Annotated in this window: 14 protein-coding genes; 8 read left to right on the top strand and 6 right to left on the bottom strand. The window is 69.1% G+C overall.

Features of this window, described 5'->3' with window-relative positions:
* Positions 1–26: 26 nt before the first annotated feature.
* The 4 genes from PKD89_RS01585 (at position 27) to PKD89_RS01570 (ending at position 2,462) form a co-directional block, all read left to right on the top strand.
* Complete coding sequence (locus tag PKD89_RS01585) at positions 27–218, top strand: ferredoxin (RefSeq protein ID WP_287391267.1); 192 nt, start codon at positions 27–29, stop codon at positions 216–218.
* A gap of 141 nt (positions 219–359) precedes the next feature.
* Positions 360–1,088, top strand: a complete 729-nt coding sequence (locus PKD89_RS01580; RefSeq protein ID WP_324332235.1) for an NAD(P)/FAD-dependent oxidoreductase — start codon at positions 360–362, stop codon at positions 1,086–1,088.
* Positions 1,051–1,683, top strand: coding sequence for an oxidoreductase C-terminal domain-containing protein (locus PKD89_RS01575; RefSeq protein ID WP_324332234.1), 633 nt, complete (start codon positions 1,051–1,053; stop codon positions 1,681–1,683). The genes PKD89_RS01580 and PKD89_RS01575 overlap by 38 nt, the downstream gene beginning before the upstream one ends.
* Positions 1,684–1,802: 119 nt before the next feature.
* Positions 1,803–2,462, top strand: coding sequence for a lysoplasmalogenase (locus PKD89_RS01570; RefSeq protein ID WP_287378641.1), 660 nt, complete (start codon positions 1,803–1,805; stop codon positions 2,460–2,462).
* A gap of 35 nt (positions 2,463–2,497) precedes the next feature.
* Here the strand turns inward: PKD89_RS01570 and PKD89_RS01565 are convergent, their stop codons facing one another.
* The 3 genes from PKD89_RS01565 to PKD89_RS01555 form a co-directional block, all read right to left on the bottom strand.
* Positions 2,498–3,730: a metallophosphoesterase family protein gene (locus tag PKD89_RS01565; RefSeq protein WP_289011163.1), complete on the bottom strand. Its 1,233-nt coding sequence runs from the start codon at positions 3,728–3,730 to the stop codon at positions 2,498–2,500.
* 102 nt (positions 3,731–3,832) lie between these two features.
* Positions 3,833–6,412: a M1 family metallopeptidase gene (locus PKD89_RS01560; RefSeq protein WP_289011161.1), complete on the bottom strand. Its 2,580-nt coding sequence runs from the start codon at positions 6,410–6,412 to the stop codon at positions 3,833–3,835.
* Positions 6,413–6,774: 362 nt separating this feature from the next.
* Positions 6,775–8,544, bottom strand: a complete 1,770-nt coding sequence (locus tag PKD89_RS01555; protein WP_287378635.1) for a wax ester/triacylglycerol synthase family O-acyltransferase — start codon at positions 8,542–8,544, stop codon at positions 6,775–6,777.
* 212 nt (positions 8,545–8,756) lie between these two features.
* Here PKD89_RS01555 and PKD89_RS01550 point away from each other — a divergent pair, with 212 nt between their 5' ends.
* The gene (locus tag PKD89_RS01550) at positions 8,757–10,034 is read left to right on the top strand and encodes an alpha/beta hydrolase (protein ID WP_289011160.1); all 1,278 of its coding nucleotides are present in this window, start codon (positions 8,757–8,759) and stop codon (positions 10,032–10,034) included.
* A 13-nt stretch (positions 10,035–10,047) separates the two neighbouring features.
* Here the strand turns inward: PKD89_RS01550 and PKD89_RS01545 are convergent, their stop codons facing one another.
* From PKD89_RS01545 to PKD89_RS01535, 3 genes are read right to left on the bottom strand one after another with little or no spacing between them, the layout of a single operon-like run.
* Positions 10,048–10,944 (bottom strand): vWA domain-containing protein, encoded by an 897-nt coding sequence (locus tag PKD89_RS01545; RefSeq protein ID WP_289011159.1) that lies wholly within the window; start codon positions 10,942–10,944, stop codon positions 10,048–10,050.
* 29 nt (positions 10,945–10,973) lie between these two features.
* Positions 10,974–12,020 carry an AAA family ATPase gene (locus tag PKD89_RS01540; RefSeq protein WP_289011158.1) on the bottom strand — a complete coding sequence of 349 codons (1,047 nt, stop codon included), beginning with the start codon at positions 12,018–12,020 and terminating at the stop codon, positions 10,974–10,976.
* A gap of 6 nt (positions 12,021–12,026) precedes the next feature.
* Positions 12,027–13,145: an NDMA-dependent alcohol dehydrogenase gene (locus tag PKD89_RS01535; RefSeq protein ID WP_289011157.1), complete on the bottom strand. Its 1,119-nt coding sequence runs from the start codon at positions 13,143–13,145 to the stop codon at positions 12,027–12,029.
* A 236-nt stretch (positions 13,146–13,381) separates the two neighbouring features.
* On the opposite strand from PKD89_RS01535, the gene mftA reads away from it, so the two are divergent.
* From mftA to mftC, 3 genes are read left to right on the top strand one after another with little or no spacing between them, the layout of a single operon-like run.
* The gene (mftA, locus tag PKD89_RS19770) at positions 13,382–13,525 is read left to right on the top strand and encodes a mycofactocin precursor MftA (RefSeq protein ID WP_425591219.1); all 144 of its coding nucleotides are present in this window, start codon (positions 13,382–13,384) and stop codon (positions 13,523–13,525) included.
* Positions 13,510–13,902 (top strand): mycofactocin biosynthesis chaperone MftB, encoded by a 393-nt coding sequence (gene mftB, locus PKD89_RS01525; protein ID WP_287391282.1) that lies wholly within the window; start codon positions 13,510–13,512, stop codon positions 13,900–13,902. The genes mftA and mftB overlap by 16 nt, the downstream gene beginning before the upstream one ends.
* Positions 13,903–13,915: 13 nt before the next feature.
* The gene (gene mftC, locus PKD89_RS01520) at positions 13,916–15,112 is read left to right on the top strand and encodes a mycofactocin radical SAM maturase (RefSeq protein WP_349257308.1); all 1,197 of its coding nucleotides are present in this window, start codon (positions 13,916–13,918) and stop codon (positions 15,110–15,112) included.
* Positions 15,113–15,168 lie beyond the last annotated feature (56 nt).

Raw genomic sequence — 15,168 nt, 5'->3', positions numbered from 1 at the left:
CCAAACCCGTCCGGGAGGAGCGCCCCATGAAGGTGGTTGTTGATTACGACCTGTGCGAGTCGAACGCGGTGTGCATGGCCATCGCCCCCGAGGTCTTCGAGGTGCGCGACGACGACTTCCTCTACGTGCTGGACGAGAACCCGCCCGAAGAACTGCGTTCCAAGATGGAAGAGGCGGTCAGGCGCTGCCCCAAGCAGGCCATCAGCCTTGAGGACTAGAGGCCTTCCGCTGAAGGCTGCTGTCCGGTTGTACTCGGCCGGATCCCCGGAGTCGATACCCCCGCAGACCCTTGCTGGCCTGGTCTTGGCTGGATCGCCGGAGTCGACACCATCGCACGTGTGTGCGGTGGGTGCACCGCGTTGAGTCAGCCCCAACTGGTGAACCCGGTCGTCCCCACTGGGGAGCTTCGCCGGGTCTCGATCGTCGGTGCGTCCCTGAGTGGCTTATCTACAGCGTCCAGCCTGAGGGATCATGGCTTTGACGGCGAGATCGTGATGATCGAAGGGGAGGCCGACCTGCCTCCCGACCGGCCGCCCCTGTCCAAGCAGGTACTCACCGGCGAATGGGAGCTGGAACGGGCCCGTCAACCGGGGAGCGACGCCCTTGACGCCCTCGACGTCGACCTGCGCTTCGGCCGACGTGCGGTCCGCCTCGACGTCGCCACGCGCACGCTGTCGCTCGACGATGATGCGATCGTCTCGGCCGATGCGGTGGTGCTCGCCACCGGTTCGACCGCCCGCCGGCCCCCGATCCCCGGGATCGACCGGGCGGGCGTCCACGTGCTGCGAACCGGCGCGGATGCGGCGGCGCTGAGGGCCGGCCTGGCTGTCGCGCCGAAGCGAGTGCTGATCGTGGGCGCCGGGTTCATCGGTCTGGAAGTGGCCGGCTCGGCCCGGAAGCTTGGCCTTCCGGTGACGGTCGTCGAGGCGTTCAGCACCCCGGCGAGCCGCGTGCTGCCACCGGCCGTCGGCATGGCGCTGGCCGAGGCGGCGATCGCTGCGGGCGTCGACCTGCGCACCGACACGTCGGTCGAGGCTCTCGTCGGGGCGGGTGGGGGCGGAGGTTGGGGCGGGGGGCGACGATGTTGAGGGCGGGGACAGCGCTCAGGGCGGCGACGCCGACGCCCCGGTAGCGGGTGCTCGCCTGAGCGATGGCACGGTGCTGGCCGCCGACCTGGTGCTCGTCGCCGTCGGAGCGGCACCGAACAGTGGCTGGTTGAGCGACACGCCGGGGATCACGCTCGATGACGGGGTGCTCGCCGATGCCACCTGCATGGCGGCGCCGGGCATCGCGGTGGCCGGAGATCTCGCCCGGTGGTGGCATCAGGGCACCGGCTCGTTCGTTCGGGTGGAGCACTGGGACAACGCGATCGAGATGGGCCGCTACGTGGGCGCCCGCCTGATGGCGGGTGACCATGCAGGAGTCGAGGCCTACTCGCCGGTGCCCTGGTTGTGGTCCGATCAGTTCGGTTCCAAGTTTCAGCTGGCCGGCCACGTGAGCCCCGACGACGCCCTCACGTGGGTCGACGGCACGCCCGAGGATCGCGCCTGGGTCGGTGTCACCCACGACGGCACGATGGTGAAAGCGGTCATCGGCTACAACCGCAACGCCAAGGTGATGCGCACTCGGATGGGCATGGACCGACCCGATGGGTTGACGCTCGTCGACGCCCTCGGCAGCTGAGCCTCCCATGAGCCTGCGACCCTGATGCCCAAATCCTTCGGTGACTGCGTGAATCCAACGATCGAGCCCTGCTTCGAGCACGTGACCCCGACCACCCCTTCGACGTTCGGACGATCCCGATGACCGCGGTTGCCGGCGCTTTGCTGGCCCTGACGCTGCTGATCGCGCTGGCCGACTGGGTGGCGGTCGCCGTCGACCGTCGCCCCCTCGAATACGTACTCAAGCCGGCGACGATGGTGGCGCTGGGCGCCGTCGTGCTTGCCCTCGACCTGCCCGGCGGTCAGCTGCGCTGGTGGTATCTGGCCGCCATTATCTTGTCCCTGTCCGGCGATGTGTTCCTCATGCTGCCCGAATCCGCCATGGACCCCGAGCTGTCGTTCGTCGCCGGGCTTGGATCGTTCCTGGTGGCCCATGTGTTGTACGTCGTCGGCATGGTGCTGCTCGGCGTGTCCGGCGGCTGGCTCGTGATCGGAACGGTGGCTGCCGTGCTGGTGATCGTCACGGTTGGGCGCCGCGTCATCGCTGGGGCGAGAGCGACCGACCGACGGCTGTTTGCGCCGGTGATGGCCTACGTCGTCGTGATAGCGGTGATGATCGCGACGTCGTTCGGCACCGGGATCATCGTCGGTATCGTCGGCGCACTGCTGTTCGGCTTCTCCGATTCGGTGATCGGCTGGACCCGCTTCCTGCGCGACTTCCCTCACAGCCGAGTGGTGGTGATGGTCACCTACCACCTGGGGCAGGTTGGCCTGGTGCTGGCGTTGGCCACCGCTGGGTAATCATCGTCCGTCCGTCCGGGTCCCGGTCGACCGGCTCAGCGGGCTCCCCGTCGCACCTGCAGGCTTCGATCGGCCAGGCGGCCGACCGACCATCGCCCCCAGATGCCCCCGAGGGCGAATCGGGTGTGATCGAGCCAGTGGTTGATGTCCGGCGAGTCGACCCGACGCAGCACTTGGCGGACACCGCCTTCGGCGACCGAGTAACCGGCCCACACCCCAGGGAAGTCCTTCGGTGAGCCCACCTCGGTGGTGCTGACGCCAGCGATCGTGCGGAGGCGGTGAGCGTGGGTGTGGCCGGAGCTGACCAACAGCAGCTCGCACTCGTTCGCCAATCGACCGATCAGCGCTGCGCCCTGGCGGTTGGGCACCCCGGGCGGATAGCTCAATGGCAGATCGAAACGATCGATGGGATGGTGCGTCAGGACCATCACCGGGCCGGGGGCGGCCCGGGCCAGGTCGAGTGCGGCGGAGGTGACCGTGTTGGCCACCCGGCCGCCGTGGACCCCTGCTCGGATCGTGTCGACGCACAGCACGCTCAGCCCGGGCAGATCCACCCGGCGGGCCAGGTCGACCACATCGATACCGGCCGACACCGCTCCGGTGAGCGGCGAGACGAGACCGGCATGGTTGTGTTCGTGGTTGCCGGTCATCACCGTCACCGGAGGGCGCGGCCGGAGGAGCAGTCGGCCGGCCAGCGCCCACGCCGCCGGGGTGGAACGGTCGACCAGGTCGCCCTTGATGAACAGGTGCTCGGCGCCCCAGGCGTTCAGTTGGTCGAGCGCCAGGGAGGCGGCCCGGAGGTGGATGGGGCCGCCACTGTCCTCTGCCCGGTCGCTACTGCTGGGCGTCGCCGGGTCGCCCTCGACGATCTTCCCCCGGAGGCCGAACGCGTCGAGGCCCAGGTGGATGTCGGAGAGGGTGGCGAATCGGCTCAGCTCGGGACCGAGGGTTGCCGTCGTGGTGAGCCGTACGCACCCGGCCGGACGGCCATCGACGTCCAGGGTGACGGTGCTGGTGCTCGCCGGTGGTAGTCCGGCCAGCTCGATCGAACCGCTTCCGTCGAGGTAGGGCCGCGAGCCCAGAACATCCCCGGTGGCCAGGTCCCGGGCCGTGATCGTCGCATCGGCCGCAACGCCCCGGCCTTGAGCGGTGACCGACGCGGCGGGAGCCGTGTCATGGTGTCGGGCGCCCCGTCGGCCCGCGTCTGCGGGGAGGAGTGAGCCCAGCCAGGTCAGCTGGGCGGTGGTGTCCTCGACGGCGAACACCATCGGACCACGCCTCAGCCCGGTCGGGCCCAGCGCTGGTCGTGCTCCGGGTACCTCGGTGCGAGCCGTTGGCCTCATCATCGGCTGTGGCGGCAGTGGATCAGCTCACCCACCGCTGGGGGAGCGCTCTGCGATCAGCGGGCCGATCGATGGGCGTGCCCGCTCGACCAGCGCCCGGTGCACCGCCTGGAGTTCCAGGCTCTGTCGCACCAGTTGATCGCCCGAACCGAGGGGGTGGGCGGCCAGGAACCTCGGCGCCCCGGCCTTGGCCTCGGGATCGGCCACAGCGTCGTCGGTCAACCAGCGGATGCCCTCCAGCATGCGGGGGAGCGAGTTGGTCGGGAACCGCTCGGTGATGTCATCCCACCGGTCGATGAGGTAGCGCCAGGCAACCGCCCCCAGCGTCGGGTGGCTCAAGGCCCGCATGAGCACGTAGGGGGCATTCTGGGTACGCACTTCGTTCGCGACCAGGTCCAGGGAGACCTCGAAGTCCTCCTGCGAGGGCGTATCGACCAGGGCATACAGATACCGCACCTCCTCCTGGGGGTTCTCGGCCGCCCGCCAACGCTCGAGCAGGTCGGCGTGCTCGGCGGCGGTGGCGTCGGCGGCGACCACGCCGGTGGCTGAGGCGAGCAGGTCGGCGTCGACCGCGCCGGCCTTCTGCGCGAGCAGATCCCGTGCGGCTCGCCGGGTGCTGGGATCGGCCCCAGCCACCCCGGCGATGCCGAACAGCACGGCGTGCAGGTCCCGGCCGGCGGCATCGGCGCCGTCGACCCGTTCGGCGGCGAAGGCGAGGGCCGGGGTGGACAGTTGGCGGACCCAGCCCCGGTAGTCATCGAGATCGGCAGGATCGACCAGCCGGCGCAGGCCGCTGAGCACTTGACCGAGGCGCCGCCACACCGCCGGATGGTCGTCCCCCGACAGAGCCTCGCTCACCTGGAGGACCCGTTCGAGCTCCACCCGGCCGGCCAGCAGGTCAGCCCAGGTGTCGTCGACCAGCAGGTAGCGCTCGATCGGCTCCAGCTGATCGACCGACCCCAGCAGGCCGGCGAACAGTTCGCCGCCGTGGTGGGTACGCCAAAAGCCGTTACCCGAGGCGTTGCCCATCACCCAGTCCACATCGGCTGGGAGGGACAGCACCGTGGCGCCGTCGTTGCCGGGTGACGGCTCGACGAGCGCTTCGAGCACGGTCCTCGTGCCGTTGGCGCCGACCGCCACGCGGGCCGGGATCGGCCAGCTGCGATCTTCGACCTCGCCGGCCCCCAGCGGCACGGCCCGCTGCTGGGTCAAGGCCAGTTCTGCGCCGTTGCGCTCCACGTTCAACACCGGGTGACCACCGGCCAGGATCCAGGCGTCCATGATCCGCCCGACCGGGGCGTCGGACACCGACTCGAGTGCGTCCCACAGGTCGTGGGTGACCGTGTTGGCATAGGAGTGCGCGGTCAAATAGGAGCGGATGCCATCCCGGAAGGTGTCCTCGCCCAGGAACTGCTCCAGCATCCGCAGGACCGAGGCGCCTTTTTCGTAGGTGAGCACGTCGAACATTCCCTCGGCGTCGGCCGGGGTGTGCACCTCGAACTCGATCGGTCGGGTCGTGCTGAGCGCGTCGACCGTGAATGCGGCGGAACGTTCCAGCCCGAACTCGGCCCACACCTCCCACTCGGGTCGGAAGTCATCTGTGCAGCGCATCTCCATGAAAGTGGCAAACGCCTCGTTGAGCCACAGGCCCTCCCACCAAGCCATCGTCACCAGGTCGCCAAACCACATGTGGGCGAGCTCGTGGTTGATCACCGTGGCCAGGCGGCGCTGCTCGGCGCGGGTGGCCCGCTCGGGGTCGACCAGCAACAGCACCTCGCGGAAGGTGACGCATCCCAGGTTCTCCATCGCCCCGAAGGCAAAGTCGGGGAGCGCCACCAGGTCCAGCTTGTCGCCGGGGTAGGCGATGCCGTAGTAGTTCTCGAAGTACACCAGCGCATGCTCGGCGGTCTCGAGCGCAAAGGCGGTGAGGTGCGCCTGGCCCGGCTGGTGCACGACGCGCACGGGGGTGTCACCGACCATCGTCGCCTCGGTGGCCTCGAGCGGGCCGACCACCCACGCCACCAGGTACGTGCTCATCTTCATCGTGTCGGCGAACCGCACCAGCACCCGGCCGTCGTCCCGCTCCGAGCGCTCAACCTCGGCGCTGTTGGAGACGGCCAGGTGATCGGGGTCGACGAGCAGCGTCACGCCGAACGTCGCTTTCATGTCGGGCTCGTCGAAGCACGGAAACGCCCGGCGGGCGTGGGGGGCCTCGAACTGGGTGGCGGCCAGCGTGGCCGTGGTGCCATCGGCGGCGGTGTAGGTGGATCGGTAGAAGCCGACCAGCCCGTCGCTGATGTCGGCGTTCCAGGCGAGGTTGACCTCGAGCGCGCCCGGGTTGAGGGCTTCGGCGACGCGCAACGTCACCGTTTCGGTGTCCGCGTCGATGCTCACGTCGGCCGCTTGGGTGGTACCGCCCTGGCTGATGTCGGCGCTGGTGATCGTCAGGTCGACGGCGTGGATCGTGATCGAGTCGGTCCCTTCGGTCGTTTCGGCGTCGATCGACACCGTCCCGTCGAAGGTGGCCGCATCCAGGTCAGGTGAGATCTCCAGGCGATAATGCGATGGCGTGATCGCTCGGGAGAGACGGAATGCGGACTCGGACATGGGGGCTCCTTGCGGGACAGAGGCGGGTGGTTGCGAGAGGGTGACGATCGATGACCGGGACGATTCGGCTCCGGCGGGCGGCGATTGCCGAGCGGTTCAACCTACGCGACACCGCCGCGCCGCTCACCCCGCCGCAGGTGAGTGTCCGCGCCCGGCGAGCCGGTTGATCATCGATCGCCAAGGCCCAACACCGTGGGGTGACGATGCGAGAGGCGGCCTTCGCTCTAGGGATCGAGCGGGTGGCCGACGCCTCGCACCTTCGGGGATAGGTCTAGGTCCACGGCCTCAGCGGAGCGCGGGCCCGCCGCTCGGGCGTCACCACCGGTGCGGCGACTGCGTCGATCAGCGCTCGAAGCAGTCCCTCAGGGCGAAGCCGGCTTCTTGCGGGCGGTCCGCACGGTGGCGCCGCGCTCGGTGACGCGGGTGTTGGAGGGCTTCCGAGGTGCCGCCTTCTTCGAAGCGGCCGTCTTTCTTGCCGGTGCCTTCTTTGCGGCCATTTTACGCATCGTCGCCTTCTTGGCGGGAGCCTTCTTGGTCGCTGATTTCCGGGTCGGCGTCTTGTTCCCCGTCGCCTTTTTGGCCGCAGCTTTCTTGGTTGCCTTGTTGGCGGGTGCCTTCTTGGCCGTGGCTTTCCGGGACGCCGTTGTCGTGGCCGTCGCAGGCCCGTCGGTCGACGTCTTTTCTGGGGCCTTCTCGGCCGTCGCATCCTCGGCCGGTACCGCCGTCCCCGTCTTGGCGCGTGCAGCGGCCAGCAATTCGTCGTAGGCCGCTTCGACGGCGGCGGCCAGGTCCCACACGTCGGGGGTCAGCTCCCGGTCGACCATGAACCCGACGTCGATGTTGTCCTCATAGGACAGCACGGTGACGTTGATGCCGGCACCCTCCATGATCGGCCCCATCGGGTAGGCGGCGATCAGCTTGGCCCCGGCGAAGTACAGCGGGAACGACGGGCCCGGCACGTTGGAGATCACCAGGTTGTGGATCGGACGGTGCATGTTGGCCATGCCGATCTGGCTGTACAGACGGGAGGCCAGATGGAAGGTCCGGGGCGCGGCGTACTCGCCCCAGTCGGTCATCAGGCGGGCGCCCAACGCGTTGTGCTCCTCCTTGGCGCCCCGGGTCGATTCGGCGATCAGACGCAAACGCTCCGAAGGATCCGGCTCCTGGGTGGCCAGGTGGGCGAACATGGCCGACACCCGGTTGTTGGCGCTGCCCTTCTCCTCCTCGGTGCGAACCGAGACCGGGATGCATGCGACCAGGGAGTCCTCGGGCAGGTCGCCGCGATCGTCCAGGTACTTGCGCAACGTGCCCGACATGATCGCCAGCACCACGTCGTTGACCTTGACCCCGAACGCTTCCTTGATCTCCTTGACCCCCGCCAAGGGCACGCGCGCAAAGGCGACCAGCCGATGAGGTGAGATCGCCGAATTGAAGGGGGTGGGCGGGGCGGTCAACGGAAGCGCACCGTGAGGCGCCGGGTCATCCGACAGGCGGCTGCTGACCACGTTGCTCAGGTTGCCAACCGTCCGGCCGAGCAGAGCCGGCATGTCCATCCACCGCTTCAGACGCGACGACATGGCGTAGCCGATCAGCTCCCACTCGTTGGGAATGTGCTCGGGCTCGTGAGGCTCGGGCGGGGTGACGTCTGCACCCTCGGCAACCATGTCGTAGAGCGTCGTCATGATCTCGGTGCCGCTGGCGCCGTCGACCGCCGAGTGGTGCACCTTGGTGACCACCCCGATCCGGTCGTGCTTGAGGCCCTCGATCACCCAGATCTCCCACAGCGGGCGTCGACGGTCGAGCGGGACCGATGCGATGCGGGCTGCGAGTTCGGCCAGCTCCCGACGGCCTCCGGGAGCTGGAGCGTCCACGCGATGAACGTGGAAGTCGATGTCGAAGTCGGGGTCCTCGATCCAGATCGGATGGTTGAGGTTGAACGGGACGTTCACCAACCGGCGTCGAAAAGGAGCGACCAGGTGCATGCGCTCGAGGACCAGCTGACGGATGGCCTCGAAGGAGTAGCCGCCGGGCATGGTCTCGGTATCGAGGATCGCCGTCATCGCCACGTGCATGTGGGCGTTGGGCGTTTCGAGGTACGTGAAGGCGGCGTCGATCCCCGACAGACGTTCCATGGTGTCCCCCTGGTGTCGTGACCTCGAAGCCGAGGCCCGCGAAGAGCTGTCATTGTCGCTTGGGTCAGCATCCTTTCATGAGCGAGCGCAGTGTGCCGCCTTCGGACTCTGGCCGTTTGGCGCCGCCGTCGACGGTTGTGCCCGGTGGTCGTCGCCGGTCGTCGAAGGGTGCGCTCGCCCGTCGTCGGCGCCGGATGCTTAGGCTGAGCGCGATGAGTTACTTCACCCGATCGCTCGGACGTGCGGTCTTGGGAGCCAATGCGTTGGCGCCCCGAGGCAACAGCCGACTCCTGACCGCACCCTCGTTCTTCGCCAGCTGGTTCACCACCGAACTCGGTGCCCCCCTGCTGCTCGCGGACGCCCTGGACACCGCCAACTTTGTTCGCAAGGGCGGGCTGGGTTCGGCCAAGGGGCGAGTGGCGGTGGGATTGCGTGCGGCTGCGGCCGGGGTGAGCCTGTTCCAGTGGCGCCAGGCGACCAAGGCCGGCCTGGCCTTCGAGCAGGGCTTCGGCGACTACGCCGACCTCGATGGCCTGGACGGGATGCCGGACTTCGTGCCCGCCGACCCGAAGGGCGACCTGCTGCCCTTCTTCTCGGGGTCGAAGAAGCGGCGCCGTCAGAAGGACGTCGTCTTCGCGGAGGTCGACGGGGTCAAGCTGCGCCTCGACGTGTACGAGCCGCAGGAGCCGCCGCCCGAGGGGGTGACCCGTCCGTGCGTGATCTATGTGCACGGCGGTGCCTGGGTGATCGGCGACAAGCGCGAGCAGGGCGTCCCGATGCTCAACCATCTGGCGGCCAACGGGTACGTCGGGTTCAACGTCAACTACCGGCTCAGCCCCAAGGTGAAGGCGCCCGATCACGTGATCGACGTCAAGCGGGCGATCGCGTGGGTGCGCGAGCACGCCGAGGACTACGGCGCCGACCCCGACTTCATCGCCATCTCCGGCGGGTCGGCCGGCGGGCATCTGGCCGCGCTGGCTGCGCTCACCAGCGACGACATGTCGCTCCAGCCCGGTTTCGAGGAAGCCGACTGCTCGGTGCAGGCGGCGGTCCCCTTTTACGGGGTGTACGACCTGACCGAGAACTCCAAGGAGATGCTCGAGGTGCTCGACCGCTTCATGTTTCCCGGCTCGCTGGCCGAGGACCCCGAGCTGCACCGCGCCTACTCGCCGATCGAGCGGGTGCACGCCGATGCTCCGCCGTTCCTCGTCATCCAGGGTTCGATCGACGTGCTGGTGCCGGCTGCGGGCGCCCGCACCTTCGCCCAGGAGCTGCGGGCCGCATCGGACGAGCCGGTGATCTACGTCGAACTCGAAGGCGCCCAGCACGCGTTTGATATCTTCGTGTCACCCCGCACCCGCCGCACGCTGAACTGGGTGGAAAAGTTCCTCGACGCCGCCGTGCTGCGGTTCCGCGACGCCACGGGCGACACGGTGATGGCGGTCGGCGAGGGCGAGAGCACGGAGGAGGCCCTGGCCGACGCCGGCTAGCGCTGCGCCGAGCTCAGGCGAGCGCCCGCTGCACGGCCGCCGCTGCGTCGAGGGGCCCGTCGAGCGGCACGAGGCGGGCGCCGGTCGATTGGCCGAGTGCCTCGGCGTCGGCGCTGTCATCGGCAGGGGCCAGGATGGCCAGCTCGTCGAGCCGCCTTGCGGCCTCGGCTGGGGGCGGCCCGGCCGTCGATCGGCAATCCGACAACAGAACGCACACCTTGCGGCGGGCGTTCGACCGGGCGAGCTGCACCGCTGCGGCGTCGAGTGCCAGCGACAGGTCGGTGACACCATGCCCTCGCAGCACGAGCAGGTCGCCGACCACCTGCTCGGCCGAGCGATCCGAACCTTGGGAGCGGAGCACGAGGGCCTCCCTCGCCACCGCCAGCACCGACGCATCGGCCGGGCGGCTGAGCACGATCGCCGACGCGACGACGGCGGCGGTGGCCAGGCGGGGGCCCAGCATCGAACCGGACCGATCGACCACCAGGCACAGGGCGATGCCCGGGCGCTCCCAGGCCGCCACGGTCAGCTCGTCGGCCGACGGCGCCAGGCCCAGCGCCCGACCGGCGATGACGGCGTCCATCGAGGCGTCGAGGTCCAGCTCGCCGTCGGCCTGCGACGCCCGTCGCCGGGTCAGTCGGCCCACCCCGCGTCCCGGGCGGGGGGCCGGGCCCGATCGCGCCACCTCGGTTGTGATGCGCCCGGCCAGGCTTGCCGCCAGCGCTCGCAGCGATGGGTCGGTGGCGCCGACCAGGTCGGCGAGCAGGCCGAGGGCGGCGTCGGGGTCGTCGGCGAGCAGGTCGTCGAAGGCGTCCTCGTCGAGCACCCCGACCTCCGGGCTCACCTCGAGGAAGCCATGCCGACCGGACAGCTCGGCCCGGCCGGTTGTTCGGCGCGCGGCGTCGGCCACCGCCTCGGTGGCCTCGGCACCCTCGCGGATCAGGCCTTCGCTGCCGCCCCCTCCGGGGCCGGGCGTTTTGGTGCATCGCCCTCATGCCCGTCGTCGCTGTCGCCGGATGCGATCTCTCGATCCTCGGGGGACAGATGGGCCAAGTGGGTCGCCCACAGCTCTTCGAGTAGTTCCTCGGCGCTGCGGCCCGCACCCTCGACCAGGCGGATGCGCCCGGACAAGGCCGACAGCGTTGCGTCCAAGGTGATGTCGGCGGACGTGATCGGACGGCCGCGCAGCTTGGCGAGTTCGCCGGCCACGATCAACAGGTCGATCGAGCCTCGCACCGACGACCCGCTACGCAGCTCGGGATGGTTGCGGGTGGCGCGAACCACCGCCACCGCGCCGTCGAGCAGTTCCCGCTCGGCGGCGATCAGCTGCTCGAGGTCGGAGGCCACGGCCGCCGCCTCCCGGGTGACGATCTGCGCTTCGGTGTCGGCGTCCTGGTAGCCGACGGCCACCCGCACGCAGCGGTCGTACACCGCGGACGAAATGCGGGCGGTGCCCACGGTGTCGTGCGGGTTCATCGCCGCCACCAGACGGAAGCCCGGGGAGGCGGGGATCATGCCCAGACGCGAGACGTGCAGCTCGCCCTCGCTCATGACGGTGATCAGCACGTTGAGGGTCTCTTCCGGAAGCCGGTTGATCTCCTCGATGTAGAGCAGCGATCCGGCCTGCAGCGCACGGGCCAGTGGCCCATCGAGAAAAACCTCGGGTGCGTAGCCCTCGTCGAGCACGCGGGCAGGATCGAACGTGCCGATCAGCCGGGCCGGGGTCAGCTCGGCGTTGCCCTCGGAGAACTCGAACCCCAGGCCCGCCTCGTCGGCGACGGCGCGCAGCAGGGTGGACTTGCCGGTGCCGGGCGGCCCCTCCAGCAACAGGTGCCGGGAGCCGGCCAGCGAGGCGACAACCACCTCGAGCTCGCGGCGCCGCCCCACCACTCGACCGTCGAGACGGTCGAGCAGTGCGGCGTCGAAGCGGCCCGAGGATGGGTCGGCGCCCCCCTCGATCGGGCGCAGCGGGGGGAACTCGGTCATCGGCGCCTAGTCGTCGAAGACGATGACGCCACGGATGTTCTTGCCGTTTCGCATGTCGTCGTAGCCCTGGTTGATCTCGTCCAGGGTGTAGGTGTTGGTGATCAGCTCGTCCAGCTTCAGCTTGCCCGCCTGGTACATGGCGAGCAGGTTGGGGATCTGGTTGCGGGGGTTGGCCGAACCAAACACGGTGCCCTTGATCTCCTTGTTCATCATCGAGAGCATGAACATATTGAGCTTGGCGTCCTCGTCGACCATCGGGGCGACGGCGGTCACCACCACGGTGCCGCCCTTGCCGGTGAGGTTCATGGCGGGCTCCAGGATGTCGCCCTTCATCACGCCCACGGTGATGATCGTCTGGTCGGCCATCTGGCCCCAGGTCATCTCGCCGAGGCCGCCCATGGCCTCGTCGATCGAGGCGTAGGTGTGGGTGGCGCCAAACTCCATCGCCTGCTCGCGCTTGAACTCCTCCGGGTCGATCACGACGACGCGCTGGGCACCGGCGATCGCTGCGCCCTGGACTGCGTTCATGCCGACGCCGCCGGCGCCGATGACCACGACGGTGTCACCCGCCTTGGTGCCGGCGCGGTCGACGACCGAGCCGTAGCCGGTGGCGACGCCGCAGCTGACCAGGGCCACCTGCGGGAAGGGCAGGTCCTCGGCCACCTTCACGACGCCGTCCTCGGACAACAACATGTGCTCGGCGAAGCTGCCGAGCTGCGTCATGCGGGCCGCCGGGACGTCACCGATGTGGTGCGCCACGCGGTCGTCGCCGGGCATGCCGAGGTTGAACAGCTTGGCGCCCTCGTCGCAGAGGAAGCTCTGGCCCTTGATGCACGACGGGCACTTGCCGCATGACGGGATGAACGACATCGATACGTGGTCGCCGACGGCCACGCGGGTGACCTCGGGGCCGACCGCCTCGACGATGCCCGAGCCCTCGTGCCCGCCGATCAGGGGGAAGTGCGGTGCCGGCATGTCGCCGGTGACGACGTGCTCGTCGGAGTGGCACATGCCGGCGGCCTTGGTCTTCACCAACACCTCTCGGCCGCGCGGGTCATCCAGCGTGACCTCTTCGATCTTCCACTCCTCGCCAACGCCCCACAGCACCGCAGCACGAGTCTTCATAGGTCCCCCTTGGGATTCTTCTCTGAGGCCGCCCGCTCGGCGACCGCCAGCGACAGTTTTAGCCCACACGGCTGCGGCTCGTGACACGCGTGACAGTTTCCACCCTCAGGTCTCGCTCGATGCCGACCGCTGTGGGGCTGCTCCGATGGGCCGCCGATAGAGTGGCCCGAAGCAACCGACGCAGCGGGGCTGGTACCCGCCGACGATGACCGGGAGACACCGTGGCCCCAGAAACGATGACGCCGACCGAGATTTCCGCTGATCACGACGCCGCAGACTCTGTGACCGAGGCCGCGGTCGACGGCGCCGCTGCGCCGCTGGTCGAGGACGAGCTGTTGGTGGAGGAAGTCTCCATCGACGGCATGTGCGGGGTGTACTGATCCCCGCCGACTCCGTTGAGGTTGGTGTTGATGTCGATGGGGACGCCGACGCTGACCCTGGCGTCGAGACCGAGGTCGATCTCGACGACGCCTGGGCACTCAACCCTCGTGTATCGCTGCGTCCCGAACGTTTTGGGGCACTGGCCTATCACTTCGGCAATCGTCGGCTGTCGTTCCTTCGACACCCGGATCTGGTCCGCGTCGCCGAGGGGCTGGCCGATGCCGATACCGTCGCCGAGGCACTCCGTACTGCCGGCGTTGCCGAGGCCCGCTGGCCGTCGTTCCAGCGCGCACTGACCACGCTGGCCGCTTCGGACATGGTGGTCAGGCGTCCCGCATCCAATGAAGTTCAACCGAGTGGGGAATCCGATGAGTGACCTGACCGTCCCAATGACCCTCGGCCGCAGCGCGCCGGCCGTCGCCGATCAGCCGCCGTCGGCCACGCGCAGCCTCACCGACGACTTCAAGTCCGGCCTGGAGGCACCGATCTGCCTCACCTGGGAGCTGACGTACGCCTGCAACCTGGCGTGTCGGCACTGCCTGAGCTCATCGGGCCGCCGCAACCCGGCCGAGCTGAGCACCGAGGAGTGCTTCGGCGTTGTCGACGAGCTGCAGCGCCTCGGCGTGTTCTACGTCAACCTCGGCGGCGGCGAGCCCATGCTGCGGCGCGACTTCTTCGACATCGTCAACTACTCGACCGACCACCAAGTGGGCGTCAAGTTCTCGACCAACGGCACCTACATCGACGCGTCGGCCGCCCGGCGATTGGCCAGCATGGACTACCTCGACATCCAGGTGTCGATCGACGGCGCCACCGAGGCGGTCAACGACAACGTTCGCGGCGACGGTAGCTTCGCCTCCGCCCGGGCGGCCATGGACCACCTGGCGGCCGCCGACTTTGGCGCCTTCAAGATCTCGGTGGTCGTCCCCCGCCAGAACGTCGACCAGCTCGACGACTTCCGGGCGATCGCCGACGAGTGCGGCGCCCAGCTGCGCATCACACGCCTGCGACCCTCCGGCCGCGGCGCGGACACGTGGGACGAGCTACACCCAACCCAGGCTCAGCAGCGCGACCTGTACCACTGGCTGCTCGATCGGCCCGACGTGCTCACCGGCGACTCGTTCTTCCACCTCAACGCATTGGGCTCCGAGCAGTTGCCCGGGCTGAACCTGTGCGGCGCCGGGCGGGTCGTGTGCCTGATCGACCCGATCGGCGACGTGTACGCATGCCCCTTCGTGATCCACGACGAGTTCCTCGCAGGCAACGTGCGCGACCCGGGTGGCTTCACCAAGGTGTGGCGGGGCTCGGACCTGTTCCCGTCGCTGCGGGAGCCCACCTCGGCCGGAGCCTGCGCCAGCTGTGGCGCTTACGACGCCTGCCAGGGCGGCTGCATGGCCTCCAAGTTCTTCGTCGGCCTCGAGATGGACGACCCCGATCCCGAGTGCGTGCTCGGCCACGGCGAGACCCTGCTGGAACAGAAGCGGGCCTCGGGCCAGCTGGTCGGCGCCTCGGCACCGCCTCGCCCCAGCCAGGATCACAGCCGGCCTGGCGCCACCGTGCCGGTCAGCATCGCCACCCGGGGGTAGCCCCAATGCCGTTAACTTAGAACTACATGGGTGTAGTATCGGCGGATGGCTCGTGT

The sequence above is a fragment of the Candidatus Neomicrothrix sp. genome, assembly GCF_035329545.1.
GTDB lineage: Bacteria > Actinomycetota > Acidimicrobiia > Acidimicrobiales > Microtrichaceae > Microthrix > Microthrix subdominans.
The sequence above is the reverse complement of the archived record's forward strand: the minus strand, read 5'-3'. Positions and strand labels throughout refer to the sequence as shown.

What these genes read in the sequence shown, in the direction of transcription:
- PKD89_RS01585 (WP_287391267.1), top strand. Translation starts at nt 27, where the DNA reads ATGAAGGTGGTTGTTGATTACGACCTGTGCGAGTCGAACGCGGTGTGC.
- PKD89_RS01570 (WP_287378641.1), top strand. Translation starts at nt 1,803, where the DNA reads ATGACCGCGGTTGCCGGCGCTTTGCTGGCCCTGACGCTGCTGATCGCG.
- PKD89_RS01565 (WP_289011163.1), bottom strand. Translation starts at nt 3,730, where the DNA reads ATGGTGTTCGCCGTCGAGGACACCACCGCCCAGCTGACCTGGCTGGGC.
- PKD89_RS01560 (WP_289011161.1), bottom strand. Translation starts at nt 6,412, where the DNA reads ATGTCCGAGTCCGCATTCCGTCTCTCCCGAGCGATCACGCCATCGCAT.
- PKD89_RS01555 (WP_287378635.1), bottom strand. Translation starts at nt 8,544, where the DNA reads ATGGAACGTCTGTCGGGGATCGACGCCGCCTTCACGTACCTCGAAACG.
- PKD89_RS01550 (WP_289011160.1), top strand. Translation starts at nt 8,757, where the DNA reads ATGAGTTACTTCACCCGATCGCTCGGACGTGCGGTCTTGGGAGCCAAT.
- PKD89_RS01540 (WP_289011158.1), bottom strand. Translation starts at nt 12,020, where the DNA reads ATGACCGAGTTCCCCCCGCTGCGCCCGATCGAGGGGGGCGCCGACCCA.
- PKD89_RS01535 (WP_289011157.1), bottom strand. Translation starts at nt 13,145, where the DNA reads ATGAAGACTCGTGCTGCGGTGCTGTGGGGCGTTGGCGAGGAGTGGAAG.
- mftA (WP_425591219.1), top strand. Translation starts at nt 13,382, where the DNA reads ATGACGCCGACCGAGATTTCCGCTGATCACGACGCCGCAGACTCTGTG.
- mftC (WP_349257308.1), top strand. Translation starts at nt 13,916, where the DNA reads ATGACCCTCGGCCGCAGCGCGCCGGCCGTCGCCGATCAGCCGCCGTCG.